Annotated in this window: 18 protein-coding genes; 11 read left to right on the top strand and 7 right to left on the bottom strand. The window is 46.9% G+C overall.

Annotation, left to right across the window (positions count from 1 at the left end; genetic code table 11):
* Window positions 1-30: 30 nt before the first annotated feature.
* From R6H26_RS25795 to R6H26_RS25765, 7 genes are all read right to left on the bottom strand, one after another.
* Window positions 31-1,617: an IS5 family transposase gene (locus R6H26_RS25795; protein WP_404783413.1), complete on the bottom strand. Its 1,587-nt coding sequence runs from the start codon at window positions 1,615-1,617 to the stop codon at window positions 31-33.
* A 95-nt stretch (window positions 1,618-1,712) separates the two neighbouring features.
* A complete protein-coding gene (locus tag R6H26_RS25790) occupies window positions 1,713-1,940 on the bottom strand; it encodes an FHA domain-containing protein (protein ID WP_404786685.1) in 228 nt (75 codons plus the stop codon).
* Between the two features lie 11 nt (window positions 1,941-1,951).
* Window positions 1,952-2,680: an FHA domain-containing protein gene (locus R6H26_RS25785; protein WP_404786683.1), complete on the bottom strand. Its 729-nt coding sequence runs from the start codon at window positions 2,678-2,680 to the stop codon at window positions 1,952-1,954.
* 205 nt (window positions 2,681-2,885) lie between these two features.
* Complete coding sequence (gene pgl, locus R6H26_RS25780) at window positions 2,886-3,623, bottom strand: 6-phosphogluconolactonase (RefSeq protein ID WP_404786681.1); 738 nt, start codon at window positions 3,621-3,623, stop codon at window positions 2,886-2,888.
* A complete protein-coding gene (locus R6H26_RS25775; RefSeq protein ID WP_404786679.1) occupies window positions 3,607-5,220 on the bottom strand; it encodes a DUF3370 domain-containing protein in 1,614 nt (537 codons plus the stop codon). Before R6H26_RS25775 ends, pgl begins: the two co-directional genes overlap by 17 nt.
* Before the next feature lie 314 nt (window positions 5,221-5,534).
* Complete coding sequence (gene cbiT / locus R6H26_RS25770) at window positions 5,535-6,152, bottom strand: precorrin-6Y C5,15-methyltransferase subunit CbiT (protein WP_404786678.1); 618 nt, start codon at window positions 6,150-6,152, stop codon at window positions 5,535-5,537.
* Window positions 6,153-6,237: 85 nt separating this feature from the next.
* Window positions 6,238-7,353, bottom strand: coding sequence for a SpoIID/LytB domain-containing protein (locus R6H26_RS25765; protein ID WP_404786676.1), 1,116 nt, complete (start codon window positions 7,351-7,353; stop codon window positions 6,238-6,240).
* A 616-nt stretch (window positions 7,354-7,969) separates the two neighbouring features.
* Between R6H26_RS25765 and R6H26_RS25760 the strand changes: the two genes are divergently transcribed.
* From R6H26_RS25760 to R6H26_RS25710, 11 genes are all read left to right on the top strand, one after another.
* On the top strand, window positions 7,970-10,186 hold the full coding sequence (locus R6H26_RS25760) for a GumC family protein (RefSeq protein WP_404786675.1): 2,217 nt from the start codon (window positions 7,970-7,972) through the stop codon (window positions 10,184-10,186).
* A gap of 278 nt (window positions 10,187-10,464) precedes the next feature.
* Entirely contained in the window at window positions 10,465-10,809 is a 345-nt protein-coding gene (locus R6H26_RS25755) for a hypothetical protein (protein WP_404786673.1), read from the top strand.
* A 23-nt stretch (window positions 10,810-10,832) separates the two neighbouring features.
* On the top strand, window positions 10,833-11,675 hold the full coding sequence (locus R6H26_RS25750; RefSeq protein WP_404786671.1) for an ABC transporter permease: 843 nt from the start codon (window positions 10,833-10,835) through the stop codon (window positions 11,673-11,675).
* A 95-nt stretch (window positions 11,676-11,770) separates the two neighbouring features.
* The gene (locus R6H26_RS25745) at window positions 11,771-13,027 is read left to right on the top strand and encodes a polysaccharide ABC transporter ATP-binding protein (protein WP_404786669.1); all 1,257 of its coding nucleotides are present in this window, start codon (window positions 11,771-11,773) and stop codon (window positions 13,025-13,027) included.
* Between the two features lie 30 nt (window positions 13,028-13,057).
* The gene (locus R6H26_RS25740; RefSeq protein ID WP_404786667.1) at window positions 13,058-13,900 is read left to right on the top strand and encodes a hypothetical protein; all 843 of its coding nucleotides are present in this window, start codon (window positions 13,058-13,060) and stop codon (window positions 13,898-13,900) included.
* Window positions 13,901-14,878 (top strand): hypothetical protein, encoded by a 978-nt coding sequence (locus R6H26_RS25735; RefSeq protein WP_404786665.1) that lies wholly within the window; start codon window positions 13,901-13,903, stop codon window positions 14,876-14,878. It begins immediately after the preceding gene.
* Window positions 14,879-14,894: 16 nt separating this feature from the next.
* Window positions 14,895-15,869, top strand: a complete 975-nt coding sequence (locus tag R6H26_RS25730; RefSeq protein WP_404786663.1) for a glycosyltransferase family 2 protein — start codon at window positions 14,895-14,897, stop codon at window positions 15,867-15,869.
* Between the two features lie 11 nt (window positions 15,870-15,880).
* The gene (locus R6H26_RS25725) at window positions 15,881-16,870 is read left to right on the top strand and encodes a glycosyltransferase (protein ID WP_404786662.1); all 990 of its coding nucleotides are present in this window, start codon (window positions 15,881-15,883) and stop codon (window positions 16,868-16,870) included.
* A gap of 6 nt (window positions 16,871-16,876) precedes the next feature.
* Window positions 16,877-18,103 (top strand): acyltransferase family protein, encoded by a 1,227-nt coding sequence (locus tag R6H26_RS25720; protein ID WP_404786660.1) that lies wholly within the window; start codon window positions 16,877-16,879, stop codon window positions 18,101-18,103.
* Between the two features lie 148 nt (window positions 18,104-18,251).
* Complete coding sequence (locus R6H26_RS25715) at window positions 18,252-19,028, top strand: Uma2 family endonuclease (protein WP_404786658.1); 777 nt, start codon at window positions 18,252-18,254, stop codon at window positions 19,026-19,028.
* A 116-nt stretch (window positions 19,029-19,144) separates the two neighbouring features.
* Window positions 19,145-20,386, top strand: a complete 1,242-nt coding sequence (locus tag R6H26_RS25710) for a glycosyltransferase (protein ID WP_404786657.1) — start codon at window positions 19,145-19,147, stop codon at window positions 20,384-20,386.
* Window positions 20,387-20,388: the final 2 nt, after the last annotated feature.

Here is a 20,388-nt window from a genome sequence, read left to right as displayed (position 1 = left end):
GTCTAAGTAGGGCTTGCTGAAAAAGTCATTTCAGACTGAGATTGGCAACGCGATCGCCAATTCAGACATAGCTGGATATGAATGCTCAGTAATGGACACAAAGGACATCGATTCTCCCATCGTCAGCTGAGCGGCTTCGTCACGCTCCATCCCGCCATGAAGGACTTGCAGACACAGATCGAAAAGCCAAAAAAGCAAGGCTAAGAGCCCAGCGAGCCAACGCTCCAAATTGAGCACGAGAAACGTAATCGCAATGGCACTTTGAGCCGTGTGGGCCAATTTCGCCATCACCCGTGCCAGAGAAAAGCGTCGCTTGGCCTGACCAAACTTACCTTCAATCCAGACCCGGACTTTCTCATCTTGACGCGCCTGTCGCTTGAGTTGAGCCTGCACCGATGGGTCTTGCTTCGGCCTGCCCAAAGGCGGGCCACTCAATCGGATACCACGCGCCTTACACCAACTGCGATTGGCGCGAGTGCGATAAATCTGGTCGGCATGAACCGACTCGGGATAGCAGCCAAACCGAGCCCGATAAGCTTCCACCTGGTCTTGGAGATGGGTCGACTCATTGAAATTGTCCCAACTGAGCCGGTCTAGAAACACACAGCCGTTGATACAACTGACCGATAGCTTTGCACCAAACTCCACGGGCACGCCTGCTTTGCCACGCACAATGGGCCTCACATGGGGCTGGGCGATGCTCACAATCCGGTCATCGATGCGACGGATGTTGGCGTCAAACATGGCTCGTTGTTGCCTGACGACTTCAGTGATGACCAACAGCAGGCGATACTGACGCCGACTCAGTTGTGCCAAGGATGCCCCAGCTGTTATGAGGATATCAATATGCTTGAGATTGCGACCCAGATAGTTGAGTTGCTGACGAATCCCTTTTCTCCTGAGTTGACGGCTGGGTTTTCGTTGCTTCGAGATGGATAGATACGCTTTGCGCGCGAGCTTTCGGTAGGTGCGAGGCTTGGTCTTAAATTGGTCGCTCACTTGGACGTAGAGGGCATCTAGGATGGCTTCGCTCTGCTCTCTAGCCTCATTCAATAAGCTCAAGTCGCTCGGGTAGCGAATATCCGCAGGGGCACAGGTCGCATCTAAGATGAGCTGCCCTTGATTGGGGGAGGGTGGCTCATCGTCATCACGGTCTGATTCAGATGCTGCTTCACTCGATACCGCCATCTGTGATTCAGTAGCTTCTGCCACTCCTTGCATCTTCTGCACGACGGCTTCGTTGACCTGACCCACTAGCTCCAGACTCAGGCGTTTGCGAAAGTGAACCAACAGGGATGAGTCAAATGGCGCTTCATCCCGATACTCGCTAAATCCCAAGAAGTACTGCAAGTATGGGTTCTCGCGGATCTGCTCCACGGTCTCTTCATCGCTGGTGCCGAGCTTCTCTTTGATGATGAGGGTTCCCAATGCGACTCGAAACGGTTTGGCTGGTGCGCCCATCGTGGCACTAAACTGGTCGGCATAACTCGCTTCTACTGTTTCCCACGGGATGAGTTTAGCCAGCTTTACCCAGCGATTGTCACGGGACAATTTGCCGCCGAAGGGCAGGTAGAAGTTCTCAAAGGACAGTTGGCCTGGGGGTGAAGTCCGATACATGCCGACTCAAGTGCAAGGGGTTTGACTATTTTTCGCCTTTTTTCTTGCACTTTTCAACCCCCTTGTTCGGACAGATGAACTGTAATCCCTACGTTCTATACTTTTTCAGCAAGCCCTAAGTACGTTCCGTTCGTACCTAGATTGACCACTTCCCATTGGTTGTCGGTCAGTCGAACTTCGACATGATATCGAGAGACCACTGCACTGTAGAGGACAACGTGATTGTCCACCGCACGACCGATACGAATCGCAGGGTCTTGCTCAAAGCTCCAGCTTTGAACTGGTGTAGATTGAACCGGATGCAAGAGCGTTAGCGTAATCACGTTTTATTCAACTAATTCGTTTTAAAGATGAACGTTACAAGGTCGCCTTTCCCCAAGGTAATGCGATCGCCGACTCGGAGTCGGTAACGGGTACTGGGCGTGAGGGGCATGTTGTTTAGGTATGTCCCATTAGCGCTACCCACATCTTCTACGAAAAAATGTCCCCCCTCAATGTGAATGGCGGCATGAACTCTAGAAACCACTTCGGCACTTGGAAAAACACTAACATTAATATCCGGCGGAACTCTATCGTTGGGCTTGCCAATATGAACCACCGATCGACCGTCAGGCAGCGCGATCGCCGTATTGCTTTGGCTGTGGATCAGCGTTGCGGATTGAGCCTGAATCTGAGTATTGGAGAACAGTTCGTCTCCTGCGCTCTCTATGTTCCCCGCCCCTGCCGCGTCAACCCCCAGGGCGGATTCTGCGGCGATCGAAGCATTGGAACCTACCCCGTAGCTGGCTGAACCTGCAGGTGCGTCTAGTTCCGCTGACGGTTCTGGCGGAAAAGGCATGGGTATGACAATGTCGCTGCCTGTCGCTTTTGCATCGATCGACTCGACGCGCTGGTACGCTGAAATCTTTAAGTTGAACCCGCAATTTCCGCAAAAATGGGCGTTATCCAAGACGGGAGAGCCGCAGTTCGAGCAACTTTTCATTTCTGGAAGCTTTGAGCCGCAAGCTTCGCAGTACGATGCTTCGTCAAGATTATGATGGAGACAGTTCGAGCAGACAATCATAATGATAAAAACAAATACTTAAAACTTCTGCTAAAAAAACGGCCATCATGATATCCCGAGGGGAGGATTATTATTGTCGCATTTTCATTGCTGCTTTGGCGACTGTCAGCCATCTCAAGGATCCGCAGTCTATTATTGAAACTCGCTTTCGTCAGTCTAGATCCGACGGCTGTTCGATGAAAGCTAGAAGTTATAAAAATATTGTTTACAGCTGTCTGTCGGCTGAGCTGGGATCGAGACCGTCTCCAGCAGCTTTATCCAGCAGCCAATGAAGTTGTCCCTGAGGGCGAATGAAGCGGGCGGGATAGTCAAAAGGATTGGCGCTATCCGAAAATATAGCACTGAGGGCAGGACGTTTGCTTTGGCCCGCAACCAAGAAAACGACGCAGCGTGCTTGATTGATGAGCGGAATGGTAAAGGTCAGTCGCGGATCTCGATCGCGATAGCCGACGCCAATGAGGCGATCGCAAACATTCAGGACATCCGTATGGGGAAATAGCGACGCCGTATGTCCGTCGTCTCCAAGTCCCAGCAAAATCAAGTCGAAGCTTGGAATATCCCCCTCTCCAAAGAACGCGCGCAGGTGCGCCTCGTAGAGTTGGGCGGATTCTGCCGGATCTGCTGCCTGCGTGGGCATGGGGTGCAGGTTTTCGGCAGGGAAAGGGACGCGATCGAGCCACGCCCGCCGCGCCATTCCTTCATTGCTGTCAGGGTGAGTGGGACTCACGTACCGTTCGTCGCCCCAAAAGATGTGGATTTTATCCCAGGGGAGATCTTGTTCTGCCAGTTTTTCGTAGAGGGGCTTGGGTGTAGACCCGCCAGATAAGGCCAGGGTGCATCGGCCCTGCTGGGCGATCGCCTCCTGACAGGCAGCAACGATGACAGACTCCGCATGCTCTACTAAAGCCATTGCATCGGGTAGCACCTTAAGGCTGAATTCCATAAGCAGACCTTTGATTGGAGGACGTTGCAGCCAAAGTTTGAATCGTCAACACTTGGGGTGGAGTGGCATCCGGTGGATACATATAGTCTAGCGAGATCGTCCGATTTTCCTTTTTCCCCAATGTAATCAACGCGAGTGGCTCTCCTTGCTGCCCTTGACGCTGATTTAAATGGTAATACCGAAGCTGGGGAATGTTGTCGTCGTCTTGGTAGCGAACTCGAATCGTTCCTCGAAAAAAGACCTGATCGGGGAGGGCGCGCAAAAATTGCAGTCCGTTGCCCCACACATCCCGCTTAATTGGCGTTTGAACGACGACCGCAACCTGTTTGGGCGCGTCCGTCGGATTGTATAAGGGTAGCGAAACCTGATAGTGAACGCCATAGTTGCCATGAGACAACCAGGCTGTATCGGGGTAGCGGACCAACATCGGCGCGCTTTGGACTTGGCCCGTGCCAAAGGTACCGCGCGGTAGAGTGCTCAACCCATAGGAAAACGCCTCGCCCGCAACGGGAATTGTCAAACGCTTGCTGCGCGGGGTATCTGTCACCTTAGCCTGCCACTGCGACCCGCGGCTGATGCCAGATACTCGACCGTAAAAAAATTTGTCCGTCCCGTTATCCGTCACCGAAGGAGGGCGATCGCGGGGTTCGGCAAGCTTTCCGTTAATGACTAAATTTTCCCAATCCGACTTCTGCGGAACGCGCTCCGTTCGACTGGGGGTAATGGGCGCGTACATCGCCAAGTAGGCCATGTATACCGGTCCGCTGCTATAAAGCTGAAGCATCGTGGAGCGAGTATTAGAAGACGATGCAGCATTAATAGGCATTAAGTTGAGGCTAGATCTTCTCCGAAGCGACGCGGGCAGCCTGTTCCGCGACATTAAAGGGCTCGACATCAATCTTGACAAGCCAGGCCGAGGCACTGGAATCGGCAAATTCATCAACATCTGAGATTGCTTCGGGAGGAGGTCGATCCGAGACGGCCAACTCGGAAGGCGGTTGTTGCGCAGGAGGGCATCGGTTAGGCGTCCGCCGGGACCAGAAAAAACTCTGCCGAAAGGGTTTTCTAAAAAAGGGGGGAGACCGATATAGGGCGCTTCGGGATTTCCTAAAAAACTACCTGCCTTCAGCACGTTGACGATGACAGGTTGGGTTGGGTTGGGGTTGTAGATCAAAATCCCGTTGTAAAGCGTAGGGGTCGTGTCGGGTTTATCGGTTTTGGCAATATGGTGCGCGAATACGTCGAAACGACCTTGAAGCGCGTGGCCTAAGTGGGCATTAGGAGAGAGCTTCCCTTGGGGTGGAAAGGTGGAGAGTAAAATTCCAGACTGGCGAATAGCCTCGGGACTGTTGCTGTTGAAGACTGGCGTCGAGTCGAGACCGCCCGGCAACGGTCTAATGTCTTGGGGCTGGAGGATTTCTCGATCGCCGACAAAAACCTGGCGGGCAATCGGATAGCCATTGGCGGTCTGAAACGACGGAGATTGAGCCGCAGATGCTCGAAAAGCAGCGGGATTTGCTCGAGTCGGAAGGAGGGGCAGTTGAGCAAGCACCGCAGCCGTCAAAAAAGAAAATGTCTTGCTCCAATTCCGATCCATCGACGTTTCGCACATCAAACAATTGGGACAGTTGCCTTAAGAGCGCGCGCGCTTCGCTAGGCGGGCGGCATGCTAAAGGCATAAGGATTGCTAAGGCACAAGCTCAGCTATTTTACGACCAGAAACGAGTAGATTCAATCCCTGGAGCGGCTTTCGCTAGCAAACCAAACCTAACCCTATCATTGCCGCACAAATGCAGTCTAGTCTTTCCGTGCGGATCGGGAGAGGCTATTGTCCTTATTTATAGGATTCTCTAAATAATTTTGAATAAATAATAGATAAAACTCTAGAAATTCCTTTATAAATCGAGACATCTAGGAATGCTTGTCGCCGCTAAGGATAAAAATTGGATCGACGGCTGTAAAGACCTGGTTATTGCCTCGGGTTTCGAGTCGGTTGATGACGGATTGCACGACCTCGACATTTCGAGACTGCAACTCTGCAAAGGTTTCTGAAATCGCGTAGAGATGCTCTAAGGAGGTGGCGGTTGCCACTATGCGTCCCTGGGGCAAGAGGTACTGCCAAACCTGTCGCAGGATGTCGCGCACGGATCTGCCGCCTTCGAGGCAGACGCGGTGAGGGGCGTTGGGGAGTTGCGCTAAGCATTCGGGCGCGCTGCCCTGGACGACGGTTACGTTTTTAACGCCAAAGCGATCGCAGTTGGTTTGAATCAGGCTCGCGACTTCGTCGTCGCGCTCGATGGCGACCACGTGCCCCGCCGTGCAGAGTCGCCCTGCTTCGACGGGAATGGTGCCAGTCCCGGCTCCAATGTCCCAAAGAATGGTGTCATGCTGAAGCCGGAGCTGCGAGAGCAGCAGCAGCCGAGTTTCGCGCTTTGTCATGGGAATGCCCGGCAATTGCTCGAATAACTCGTCAGGAATGCCGGGGCTGACATAGGGCCAGGGGGTAGTGGATTCGACGGGTTCGGGCATATAGCTCTAAAAAGTTAGCCGACAACGGGTTGAGCGTCGGCGCAGTATGAAGCTATTTTGGCACAGTAGTCTGTCTGGCGCGTGGTTACTTGATGTTTAATACGGCTAGACTCGTGCCGGGATAAAAGTGTCCCAAAATTTGCGGGTAGCTAAAGTTCTTTTGGGCGAGCTGATTTGCTCCTTCTTGACTCATCCCGAAGCCGCCATGCACGTCTCTGACAATATCGATGGAGGAGGCATAGAGAGATTCGACCACTCCTCCTTGGTAAGACAGTAGGATGCCTCTGGTATCGTTGACGGCAGCTTGGGTCGTGTTGGTTTCGGATTCTGCACCGTTGTAGGCCTGCCAGCGGGGGGTTGCCCCTAGGTCGTACAGTTCGTCTGCGTGGCGGGCCATGTGAACCAGTGCGTAGGAGCGCGCGGCGACGGCTTGGGCTTTAAGCGCTTCAGCAGACCAAAAGGCGGGCATTTCTGCGCCTACGACGCTGTAAAGATAGGCTTCTAAATCGACGTGGTTGACGGCCAGCAGTCCGTCGGCCTGAGCCACAATCTGCACCGCGCCCCGGTACCAGCGCCCTTCTAAGAACACCAATCCCCGAGCTGTTTTGGGTTTAACCCAGATTGTGGAGGGGGTTTGCCAATCTCCAACCTGAAGTCCGTCTGGCGTCGGGGTGACCGCAACGCCCGTCTGAGCTGCCAGCTGGCCCAGTACGCGACCGTTGCCATCGGCAATGGCGCCATTGTCGGAGGTGGTAATGCTGAGGGTTTTGGCTTTGAAGGCGATCGCCACCCGTAGCGGGATAAACGGCAGGTTGCGGGCGGGCTTGGGTGCGGACAGAGCGGCCAGAGTAGCTTGGGGAGGCGCTGATGCTGGAGATGAAGATGAAGATGACGCGCGTTGAGTTTTTGGAGCCTTCGCCTGCGATTGAGGGACTGTTGCGATCGCCTGAGGTTTGGGTTTGGAGAGAGAGGGTCTGGAGAAGGTGCTCAGAACTTGGCTGGGCAGCGGCTGAGGCTGTTGCCGGAATTTTGCCAGTTCGCGATCGATTAAGACGCTGGTAGGGACGGGAGGGACGATCGCTGGTGTGGAGATGGCAGGGGAGGTGCGGGCGCTGGTAGAGCCAAGCAGCAGCGGCAAAAAGAGCGGTGCAATATGCCAGATTCTGAGTGACTGAATGGATGCGTTGAAAGCCTTAAGCATAAGAAATTTAGCTGAAAGAGCAAAAACTCCAGAGGAGCAACGTTGACGTTATATTGTAGGCGTTGTATGAAAATTAATCTGGATGCCTAGAATACCCTTACGTCGATAGGGTTCCCAATTTGCGCTCGTTTGGAGCAGAGGGGTTGACAAGAGATGGCCTTGAGTAAAAGAACTTGAGTATTGCATTTGACGCCCTTCCTCACTTCGATCAATCGATTTAGAAACCTTTGAGCACAAGGCATTGACGCCCTGTTTGCACGACCGAGCCGACCTTGACCGAGATCTTTTTGGGATAGATGATATGTGTACAGAAAACATGGGTACATTAAGTACATCATTATGTTACGGGCTTGTGGAACGGGTTTGATTGCCTCAATTCCTCGTGCGAGAGATGCAGACTTAATTTGCACCTAATTTGAGAATCGCTTGCGGCTCGGTTGGGGGCGATCTTCGTCTCGAGCGATCGCTGAGGGAAGGTTAAGGCTTAACTGTCAAAGATGGGGGGATGGACTTTTGAAGATATTGCTGTTTGAGGTGAAAGACCTCAGGTCGAATTTGCTTGCGCGGTATTTTTCAATTACAAAAAACTAATTGAGAAATACCTATGCAAGCAGATATGAAATCCCCTGAGGGGCCTAATTTTCTCAAATACTGGTTGATTCTCAAGCGCCGCTGGCTACCTGCAGGAGGGGTAGCGCTGGCTCTATTTATCTTCATGTTTGGCAATGTCTCGAGAAAGCCCAATATTTATCAATCTAAAGGGCAGCTGAGATTTAGCCTTGGAGAAAGCTCGCCTAAAATTGACGGAATTCAAGCACTGAGTTCGGGTTCGGAAAGCAGTGGATGGGACAGCCAAAGGCTTCTGGCAACGGAAATTCGCACGATGTTTTCGCGTGAATTTCTGTTTTCCGTGATACAACAATCCCCTCAATTCCTTGCTAAGAAGGGCAAGCTAGATGTTGACAGTCTGCGCGACGGTCTTAAGGTTTTGCCCGTTCAGGATACGGATGTTGTAGAAGTTTCGTTTGATAGTTTGGATCCCGAACTTGCGGCCCAGGTTGTGAATCAACTCATGCAAGTTTACGTCCGTTCTAATTTGCAGTCGAATAGAGCGAAGGCAAGGGCAACGCGCGAGTTTATTGCAGGACAGCTACCTCGGGTGCGCCAACGGGTCTTTGTCGCAGATTCTATCTTGCGTCGGTTCAAGGAGACCTACCGAGTCGTCGATTTAACGGCAGCGAAGTCTGCTGCTGTCGAAAGTCAGGCAAAACTTCAAGAACAATTGGGGAACCTTGACGCTCAACTCGCAGATGTCGATTCTCAAATCGTTTCTTTGCGCCGCCAACTCGGGGGCGATGCCCGGCAGGCTCTTGCAGAGAGTGTCGTGGGACAGTCGCCGGCAGTGCAGGAGGTCCTGAAAAGCCAAGAATCGGTGCAGCAACAGTTGCGGGAGGCAAGAGCGCGGTTAGCGCCGGATCATCCAGCGGTTTTGGATTTGCAGGATCGCCAGCGGGAATTGCAGGTTCTGTTGCAGGAGCGTTTCAATGCCGCTCTGAAAGGTCAAAGTCCTTCTCCTCGGGGGGCTTCGTTTGTGGGTGCGACCCGGCAAGGGTTGATGGATAATTTGCTCAAGTACGAGTTGACGCGGACGGGGCTGGTGCAGCAGCGACAGTCGTTGGCGGATCAAAAGATAGCTTATGCGAATCAAACCAAGGTTATACCGGGTTTAGAACAACGGCAGCGGGAGCTAGAGCGAGAACTAGCGGCAGCGGAGGCAACCTACCAATCTTTGCTCAAAAGCTTGCAGGATATTCAGGTAACGGAGAACGAAACGATCCCGACGGTTAAAATTATTGACTCGGCAATTGTGCCAACTACTCCAGTCGGACCAAATCGGACTGCGGAATTGTTGCGAAGCGCGATCGCCGCTCTAATGCTTGGCGCTGCCGTGGCCTATTTGCTGGAGATAACGGATCGCAGGCTCAAAAACGTCGATTCTATTCGAGAGGCGTATCCTTATCCGCTGTTAGGTAACATTCCGATGTTTGAAATGGCGGGAGATGCGTTTCAAAAGATCCCGGTGTTTGCCGAGCCGAATTCGATGGTCAGCGAGGCTTACCGGATGCTCCAAGCGAACCTGAAGTTTTTGCGTTCCGATGCTCCGGTACGCATCATTACCATTACGAGCGCCCAACCTGGAGAAGGAAAGTCAGTCACTACTGCCAACTTGGCAGCAGTACTATCCCAGTTGGGCCACCAAGTGTTGCTGATCGATGCAGATTTACGGCGACCGACAACGCATCAAATTTGGGAGGTTCCTAACGGGTTTGGCTTATCGAATGTACTGACAACTGCAGAGGACGAATCTTTCAATTCGCTTCCAGTCCATATCATTAATGAAAACTTGCAGATTTTAACGGCGGGACCTATTCCACCCAATCCGCTCGCATTAATCGACTCTCAGCGTATGGGCGATTTTCTAAAAGCTCAAGCTCAGAGATTCGACTATATTTTGCTGGATACGCCACCGCTGACCGTAGCAGCCGATCCATTGGTTCTCAGCCGATTTACAGATGGTATTTTACTCATTGCTCGCCCTGAGCTTGTAGAAAAAGGGAGCGCAAAAGTTGCTAATAGTAGCTTGCAGCAGTCTGGAAGTAATGTTTTAGGAGTTGTTGCAAATGGTGTAATTATAAAAAATGAAAGCTATAGCTATTATTACTACACGAAGAATTATTATGGGAATCCACCTCCAAAGGATGAGTCGATTAAATCTACTCTTCTTGATGGCAAGCAGGATTTAAAGACGAGTCTGGATATGAAGTTGAAATAGGTAATGATTCGGTGAATTGATTTTATGTTTTAAAAGTAATTTGTGGTATAATTCCCGTATCATTTGCTAAGTCATTAGACTGCTAAATTTAGGTTTTAAGCTGGTTTTTGGAGCGGGCTTCGACGGTCTAGCGATCTCAGTCTCTCCCTTGCAGCCTTAGCTCTATGATGTGCATCATTCAGGGGGGGGTCAAGTTGCAGAATAGGTGTGTCCGAAATCGGAAGCGCTCTAAGCGTCGCGCTATTTTATGTCCGAAGCACGGCTGTTATCTCGACAGCGTGAGTCAGAAGCATTATTTGTTTGCAGATACGCCCGAGCAATTACGTTTGCGAGGGGTTAATCGTCTCTCTTCTCAGCTTTTAATTAGTACGAATACGACAGTCTCTCTTCCAGGCGAATGGTTGGAGGCGTTCTGGTGCGAGCAGTGTCAAGAATCCCGTTGGTATTACGTGCAAAAGACGGGCGATCGCAGTTATGAAATTTCCCTTGCGCCGGAAGCGTTCTGGAGACAGGTGAGTGGTGTGATCGATCCGAAGGGAAATCCGTCGGTGGGAGAGTTTACCCGAACCCAGTCTAGAATGACGTGCTATCAGGGCCTGAAAGGCTTTAATTTCGTCTGCTAATTTTTTGTGATATTTGCATAATTATGAGTCAGTCAAATATCGATGCTCAGCCGGAGCTGATTATTGAAGCTGGAAGGGCAGAACGCCAGTACTGGAAAGATTTATGGCGCTATCGGGAGTTATTTTACTTTCTTGCATGGCGCGATATTCTAGTGCGCTACAAGCAAACGGCGATCGGGATGGCTTGGGCGCTGATTCGTCCATTTTTGACGATGGTGGTTTTTTCAGTTGTGTTTGGGAATTTAGCTAAGTTGCCCTCAGAGGGGGTGCCGTACCCAATTCTAGTGTTTGCAGCGATGCTTCCTTGGCAGTTCTTTGCAAATTCGCTCTCTGAGTGTAGCAATAGCTTGATTGGAAATGCGAATTTGATTTCAAAAGTGTATTTCCCTCGCTTGATCGTTCCTACCAGTGCAGTGGTCGTCAGTTTTGTAGATTTTATGATTTCGGGGATAATTTTGTTGGGCCTAATGGCTTGGTACAATTTTGTCCCGAGTTGGCGGATTTTGACATTACCATTTTTTATTCTGATTGCCTTTGCAGCTTCGATGGGAGTAGGTTTATGGCTCGCTTCGTTGAATGTTAAGTATCGAGATTTCCGATATATTGTGCCCTTTATTGTGCAGTTTGGGTTATATATTTCACCTGTAGGTTTTAGCAGCAATATTGTACCGGAAAAATGGCGATCGCTTTACTCATTAAACCCAATGGTAGGTGTGATCGATGGCTTTCGCTGGGCAATTTTAGGCGGGAAATCATCGATTTATTTGCCTGGATTTATGATTTCAATTGGGTTTGTAGTTCTACTCTTTATAAGTGGTATTTGGTATTTCCGCAAGGTTGAGCGTACGTTTGCGGATGTTATTTAGAAAAATTTGGGAGATAGGATTGTGGGCGATGCTATCGAAAATATCAGCCTAATGCAGTGAGATTGGTATGGAAGTGTTGGAAGTTAATCTAGATCATGACTGATACAGTTATTCACGTTGAAAATTTAAGTAAGAAATATGTCCTAAATCACCAACAGCAAGAACGCTACACTGCGCTGCGGGATGTGATTGCTAATGGGGTTAAGTCTTTAGGAAGCAGATTCTTATCTTCTAAAGATGCAGTAGACCCAAGTCATGAAGAGTTTTGGGCGCTGAAGGATGTTTCGTTTGAGATTAAACAGGGCGATCGTGTTGGGATTATTGGGCGCAATGGAGCAGGTAAGTCAACGCTGCTAAAGATTTTGAGTCGCATTACTGAGCCAACAGAGGGACGGATCAAGATAAAAGGGCGGGTTGCAAGTTTACTGGAAGTAGGTACGGGTTTTCACCCTGAGTTAACTGGAAGGGAGAATATTTTCCTGAATGGGGCGATTTTGGGGATGGAGAAAGAGGAGATTAAACGAAAGTTTGATGAGATTGTAGCGTTTGCGGAGGTGGAGCGGTTTTTGGATACTCCCGTGAAGCGATATAGCAGTGGGATGTATGTCCGGTTAGCTTTTGCGGTGGCGGCACATTTAGAGCCAGAAATTTTAATTGTGGATGAGGTATTGGCGGTAGGAGATGCACAGTTTCAGAAGAAGTGTTTGGGGAAAATGGAGGATATTAGTAAAGGTGAAGGTAGAACAATTCTATTTGTAAGCCATAATATGGATGCGATAAGAGCATTATGTACAAATGGAATCCTTCTCAGCAAAGGCGCAATGATCTGCCAAGCTAATATAGATAGTACTATTGCTTTATATAGCAATCTAAGTTCTGAGATGAATCTTGATAAAATTCAAAATTTAGAGCTATCTGAACGACTATTAGTAAAAGAATTTGGCTATCATCTTCAGCAAGATAACTTAGAGATTAATCTAAGGATTCAAAACAGAGAAGATCGGTTTAGCATTCTATCTATTGCACTACTCATCTATACAGTTACAGGAATAAGAATTGCATTGATAGATTTAAGTCCAAAAGAAGCAAAAATCTCTGTTTGTAAAGATGAAATAGTTAAGTTTAACTGCATAATTCACAATCTAAATCTAGTTGCAGGAGATTATAAAATAGGGTTTGCAATTGAAACATCGGATGGTTGGATAGACAGATATCAGCTTGTTGACCTGATTATTGAGAATGATATAAATCCTCTGAATGAGTTTCATAGATTTCCAGCATCGATTAGAGGATTCTTAAACCCTTGTTATAACTTTACTCAAACTATAATCTCTGCAACCACAGCAGCCTAGTTGCCGTATCAAACTAAACCACTAACTACTGTGAATTCTAAATCTATTAGTCTAGTCGTTTTTACCTGTGAAGGTAGAGAACATTTATTAAACAAAACTCTGGCGTCCGCTGAACAGAGGCTTGAATATGATTTTTCTAAGCGAATTTTAGCAGTTGATGGAAACATAGATTTTTCTCAAATAGATCAATCCAGTTTTGATACTATTATTCGAGTTACGAAAAGGTCCGGCTATATAAATAGCATTATTTATGTAAATCAAATAGTCCGAACAGATTTTTTCTTCTGGTTGGAAGATGACTGGCACTTTTTAGAAATAGCAGATCTGGAATATCTTGTTACTCTTTTAAGACAAAATCCTGAGTGGGTTCAGATCCGTTTTAGTAAAACAGGACCATTAAATGAACATGAGAAGCAGAATAAACTATGTGAAGGGGTTTACGACTCAGTGTATGGTTTCTCCGCAAACCCTTGTCTTTGCCGAACTGATTTAATTCGGAAAGGTTTTCAGTCGCTACAGCAAGAGTCCAGAGATGAAAACTTAGGTTTTGAGACATTTCTTTCCCAGTGGTTTGAAGATCAAAAACTGATTTGTGCTGTTTTAGATCCTGGTGAGAAAGCTGCGATTCAACACCTAGGTTATTTAGAAAGTACTCCTCGTCAGTGGCATATGACAGCTTCACTAGATGGAAAGACAGATAAATATTTATCTGGAATGCGAGGTTCGCCCTCACCTCCACTTTGGCGAAAAATATTAATGGCTTACAAGCTTATTTGGACTTTTGTTAGAGTTTTACTATGCCAATTTATGAGTCGTGAAGCCTACGATTTGGCTTTTCGATTCATAGCGGCTAGCAAAGAGGTCAAAAACTAAATGGTTCAAAATATTAAAAAAGCAGTTCTCACGATCGCAACTGGAAAACCAGTTTATATTCAAATGGCTGTCAATTTAGCCAGATCGTTTAAATGGTGGCATAAAAATAGTAATATTAGATTTGTACTTGCTACCGATCAGAAAGATTTACTCCCTCAAGATCTATCAGATATTGAAATTATTGAACTTCAGCCTGGACAGTTGGGTCAAGGATTTTCGCCCAAGCTACATTTGGACAAACTAGCTCCAGCTGAACGCACTCTCTTTATCGATGCTGACTGCCTCTGCGTCAGTTCTCTGGAATCCGTATTTGATCGCTTTGCAGGTCATTCTGTATCAGTAGTAGGAGAAAGAATTTCCCATGGAGAATGGTTTGGCGATGTTGCATCTGTTTGCAAACAGTTTGGCGTAACAGCCTTGCCTAAATTCAATGGGGGGGTGTATTACATGGAAAAGGGCGAACTTAGCGATCGCATCTACACCAAAGCACGAGAATTGGAACCCCAATACGATCAAATCGGGTTAACTCGCTTACGTGGTCGGCCAAACGATGAGTTGTTGATGGCGATCGCAATGGCACTCCACAATCAAACCGCAATTCCCGATGATGGTTCTATTTTTACCGATCCTCAAGCCTGCCCCGTAGGTTTATCCATTGATGTCTTGAGGGGCAAATCGCGTTTACTCAACCCACCTGCGCCTCATCCAAAACATCAGCCCTGGTATCCAGTTACAGAGGCAAGCCCAATTCTGGTGCATTTTTTAGGAGACCGAACCTCTGGTTATCCCTACGTTAGAGAAGAAATGCGTTTGTCCTTAGTCATGGTTAAGGGTTGGCCGCTGTGGATATCAGATTTCTGGGCGGTGCTAACTTGTTCTGTTCCTCAAGTCAGCATTCGCACCTTCAAAGATGTTTTTCGACCGTTCTACCGCCAATTCTTTGGCACCAGAACTATTTCAACATCCAATCGAATTTGAGTGATTATCAATAACAATGGATGTTTCTATTATTATTCCGACTTATAATCGACTTTGGTGTTTATCAAAAGCGATCGAGTCTTGCCGCAACACCCAGTGTCAATCTGAAATTATTGTGGTTGACGATGGCAGCACAGATGGGACTTGGAAATGGCTTCAGGCTCAAGAAGATGTTATTGCCATTTGGCAGCCTAACCAGGGGCAAACCTGGGCGATTAATCGAGGAACATTGATGGCCAAAGGGCAATACATCAGGTTCCTGGATTCAGATGATATTTTGTGTGATGGCACCATTGATAAACAATTTCAAACAGCGATCGCCACAGAAGCTACTCTAGTCTATTCTCGCGTAGATTCAATGGAATATGAGTCTGGGAGAATAACTGAATGCCCTGAACCTCCACTTTGGGATGATTTTCTGGCGATCCAATTAGGTGAAACCTATGGAAGCCACTTTTTAGGTATGCTATTTCATCGAGACTTGGTAGAAAAGGTTCCACGTCGTCCAGATTTTGCTTACCGAGAAGATCGGATGTTTTTGCTAGAAGTGGGATTGCTAAATCCCAAGTTGGCACATGTTTCTGGTTGTGCAGGGTACTGGGTAAAACACGAGCAGCAAATGCAAGGAAATTACCGAGGTATGAAAGCCACTGCAACTAATTGGCAACACTTGAACATATATAAACGTATCCTTAGCGAATTGTACCAACGTGGAGAACTCACCAGTCGTCGCCGTAAAGCAGCTTGTAAAGTGCTCTGGCCTCTTGCTCATTGGATTGCGTTGAGGCACCCAGAAGAAGCCTGTGAGGTGGCAGAATGGATTTATCAACTTGATCCAGATTTTCGCCCCCCTGAATTAGGGTTACTAGGCCAGATGTATAAGCAATTAGGATTTCGGGCTACTGAACGAGTATTGAGCATTAGGCGCAACTTTTTGAGGCAGCTAGGGCGCTACCCGAAAACTCCAAAACCTCATCAATTTTCTGTATAGTGAAGCTGCTCATGGAGTCTTTAAATCTATTTTATGAGGAGCCTGATCCCGATCGCTGGCTTCCCTACGATCGCTATCCCCGCCGCATCATCCGCCGCATTGTGCGGGGTAAACCCAGACCCGGTGGCCAAACTCGTGTTTTCTTAAACTTGTGTGCAGGACTCGATAAGTTAGGAGTTGCTTACCGAGTGAATGATTACCGCTACATTCAAAAACACGCTGATGAAGTTGCCTGTATTATCGGTAAGCCTCATATCTTAGATAAAATTCACTGGAAAAATCCAATTCTGTTTGGTGCGGCTGTTTTTTCTCATCCTACTGATGATCTCAACCTATTTGATCGCCTACCAGTCCGCAGAATGCTGGTACCGGGTGAGTGGATGCGCAAAATGTGCGAACCTTACTATGGTGATCGTGTTCTGTCTTGGCCAATCGGAATTGATACAGATCATTGGTTACCTATGAAACCAGATGATAAAACAATAGATGTATTGCTATATGACAAAGTAAGGTGGGAACATGATAAGTACGAAGAAGAACTCATTCAACCTATTTATAAGAAGTTAAGCGACTTAGGATTATCGGTAGAAACCATTCGTTATGGTTCATACAAAGAGGAAGATTTTCATCATCTTTTAGATCGTAGCAAAGGAATGATTTTTCTCTGCGAGCATGAAACTCAAGGTATTGCTTACCAACAGGCACTTGCTTGTAATGTACCTATATTGGCTTGGGATCGGGGCGGACTTTGGCAAGATCCTTCCTATTATCCTCATAAGGTTCAATTCACAGAGGTAAGTTCTGTCCCTTATTGGGATGATCGTTGCGGCATAAAGTTTCAAGAAATTTCTGATTTTTATGACAAACTAACTGATTTTATAGATAAACTCCAACTCCAACACTTTGCACCAAGAGAGTTTATTCTTGAGAATCTGACCCTTGAAAAATGTGCAAGACAATATATTGAGATTCATGAAAATTTACAAAAAATAGAAAAGTGAACTTTTATGAATCATTCTGAATCATTATTAGCAAGTCAGAAAATTAAATATGATTCTAACTTAGAAGGTTTAAGAGGCTTGGCAGCACTGATTGTGGGGATATCTCACATATTTGGGATCAAGCATCTTTTGGACCCTGATTACCATCCAGACCTATTTTGGCTCAATACGGGTAAGAGTGCTGTTTTAATTTTCTTTATCATGTCTGGTTATGTGATCGGTCTGACCAACCAGACATCCTATTCTCCTCTCCAAGCTAAGCAATACCTACTTCGGCGAATGGTTCGTCTTGTCCCAATTTATATTATTGCTGTAATTTTGGGTGTGATAGCGATTCCACAGACTAATATATTGGCTATTTTTGGAAATTTATTTTTTCTGCAAAATATTTTAGTTCCAAGAATTGAAGGAAATAGTCCAATTTGGAGTATTAATTACGAAGTCATTTATTATTTGTTGTTTTTGCTAATTTGGTGGCTAAGACCTCCATTAAAGTTTGTTATCCTATTTTGCTTGTCAATTAGTATACTAGGCTGGTTTAGCTCTCCAATTCCTGACGTGTTATGTAGTTATGCTTCAGGATTTATTTTTTGGGTGTTGGGGCTTTGGTTGGCTTGGCGTGTCAAAATAAATCGTGAGGTTTTTAGCAAAATTCCTCTCTTTTCATACCTTTTGTTATTTTACTCCTTGCATAACTTTCAGTTCGGCAGCGTTATTTTACATGGATTAGGAATGGCTGGCGCATCGAACTCCCAAGTGAGCTTAGCCGATTTGATAGGAGCGATGCCGATTTGCATTGTGATGATGGCCGCCATTACCCATCGGCCTTTCATAGGGTTCAAGTGGATTAACCGATTTTGTTTTCTTCTCCCTGCTTTAATGTCGCTCTTTTTGGTGTTAACCGGGCGCATTGGGGAAGAGCGGTGGTTATCCGCCGTGGTTCTTTATGTTTTAGCCTTGGTCTTGATGGGTTGGAAGCTTGATTGCAAAAGGCTTTCCTCGCTTGCATTTTGGGGTCGAATATCCTATGGATTCTACTTGGTTCATTTCCCATTCATTCTAATAATTCAAGTATATTTTCCATTGGCTGGAAGCTGGACAATATTTTGTTTGCGTGCCATCTTGTGGTTTGCGCTTTCAACTGTAATCTCTGTATTACTAGAATTAGTGTTCCAACCCATAATTAAACGATGGTGTACTCAAAGAAATTGGTTTGCCAGTTCTGCAAGTTAGTGGGGGCCAATGCGATCGTTGAAAACAATGACAGATGTTATACTAAGAGTTAAATGGTATCAGGTTCAAAAGATTGAGCATCCAAAATGCGAAAAAACAATAGATCATTATGATTTGCCCAAGAATAGGGTATTTACTTTAATGTCTTATGTATCAAGCCGATCCGCCCCGTTCCCCCCAGGAAAGTCTTCCGACCATGTACGATCTTCCCAGCGAAGAAGTGGGGGATCCTGGCTTGCCTGATGAGTTTCATGTCTTTCAACCTCGTCTTTTAGAGGCGACGTGTTTACTTCCCAACTACCCTCCAAATGAAGTTTTTACGGCCAGCGATCCAAACCTGTATTACGATGGTCGTCATCCGCTCTGGTACAAAAGACCGGATTGGTTTTTAGTATTAGGCGTATCTCGCGCGCAAAGCCAGCAGGATTTACGGTTTAGCTATGTCATTTGGCAAGAGGTAGTGGTTCCATTTTTAGTGGTTGAACTCCTCTCACCTACCACTGAATTAGACGATTTAGGGCAAACCCTGCGAGAAGTCAATCAACCGTCAACCAAGTGGCAAGTCTACGAACAACTTTTAAGAATTCCTTATTATGCGGTGTTTGATCGTTATCAAAGTCGCTTTCGAATGTTTCGATTGGTCGCAACCTGCTATCAAGAAATGGAAATTTCCGATCAAAAATTTTGGTTCGATGAGATTCAATTAGGATTAGGAGTCTGGTCAGGGCTATATCAGAATATTGAGGGTCTATGGCTGCGTTGGCATGATGCCTTAGGTAACTGGATCCCGCTCTCAGAAGAGCGATTTGAACAAGAAAAGCAACGAGCTGAGCAGGAACGACAACGGGCTGATCGAGAAAAAGAACGGGCTGACCAATTAGCCAAAAAACTTAGGGAGCTAGGACTCGCTTCCGATCGGGTTTAAACCCGAAAAATCATCATTTTGCAACATACAAACTCTTCCGATGTTACTCCCTGGTTGACGGACAAACGTATCCGTTAAGTCATAGTACTCCACCAAACTTCTAGATTCTCATACCTGTGGCTAAAATCTTAATTCTGATCGGCGGACACCTCTGTACTGCACCCCGTCCCCAAAAAGAAGCTGATACCTTAGCGCAAGCGGGCCATGATGTTATATTACGAGGTGTATGGTTTGACCCTGAACTCGTTAAGCGCGATCGCGTCTTAATTGCAGATAAACAATGGCGATTTGAACCTATTTTGGATTTTCAACCTCAGCATCGGTTGGAAAATCTGAGCGTGAGACTGAAAGGACGTTTGTCGCGCGAACTATATCAGCGCTTTAAGATTTTTTCCCCAGAGTTATTAGGGTATGGCGCTAGGGCAATGCCAAAAGCGGCTCGACAAGCTAAAGCTGATTTGACCATCGTGCATTCTGAAGCAGGTTTGTGGGCTGGAAACCAGCTCCTCAATGAAGGTTATCGTGTAGGGGTAGACTTTGAAGATTGGTTTTCTGAAGATCTTTTGCCCGAAGCACGAGCGCACCGTCATATTGCACAACTGAAGACGCTAGAAAACCGTTTGATACGAGAGTGCAAATATTGTCTAACAACTTCTCATGTGATGGCAAAGGTTATGGCTAATGCTTATCAAGCACCTAAGCCAACAGCGATCTACAACAGCTTTCCATGGGGTGAGCGATCGCAGATCGATAACCAAATCAAAGATCGTCACAATTTAGACTTACCTTCGGTTCACTGGTTTTCCCAGACCATTGGTCCTGGAAGAGGTCTAGAGCTTTTATTTCAAGCATTACCCTACGTGTCACAACCCGTAGAAATTCATTTGCGGGGAAATTATCCAGAAAGTTCTCGTCAGTGGTTAGAACCGCTGATTCCTAATGGATGGCACAATCAACTATTTATTCATCCCACTGTTCCTAATGATGAGTTACTATCCCGGATAGCTGAACATGACATTGGTTTGGCTTTGGAGCGTAATAATATTTCCAGTCGTAATCTTACAGTTACAAATAAATTTTTTCAGTACCTACAGGCTGGTTTAGCCGTTATAGCAACTGATACAGACGGTCAGAAAGAAGTTCTGTCACAGCATCCTCAAGTTGGACAGTTAATACCCAGCCAAAATCCAAGAGCATTAGGAGACACCATAAATAATTTATTAGTAAATCCTCAGAAACTAAATACTATGAAAAAAGCTGCTCTACTAGCTGCTCAAGATGAACTAAGCTGGGAAAATCATGAGCGAACCATCTTAGAATTAATCGAAAAAACAATTGCTAAATTAAAATCAGCTTAAAT

Origin of the sequence: Altericista sp. CCNU0014, from assembly GCF_044923475.1 — a bacterium.
Taxonomy (GTDB): Bacteria; Cyanobacteriota; Cyanobacteriia; order Thermosynechococcales; family Thermosynechococcaceae; genus JAAURS01.
This window is presented reverse-complemented; position numbering and strand designations above follow the sequence as displayed.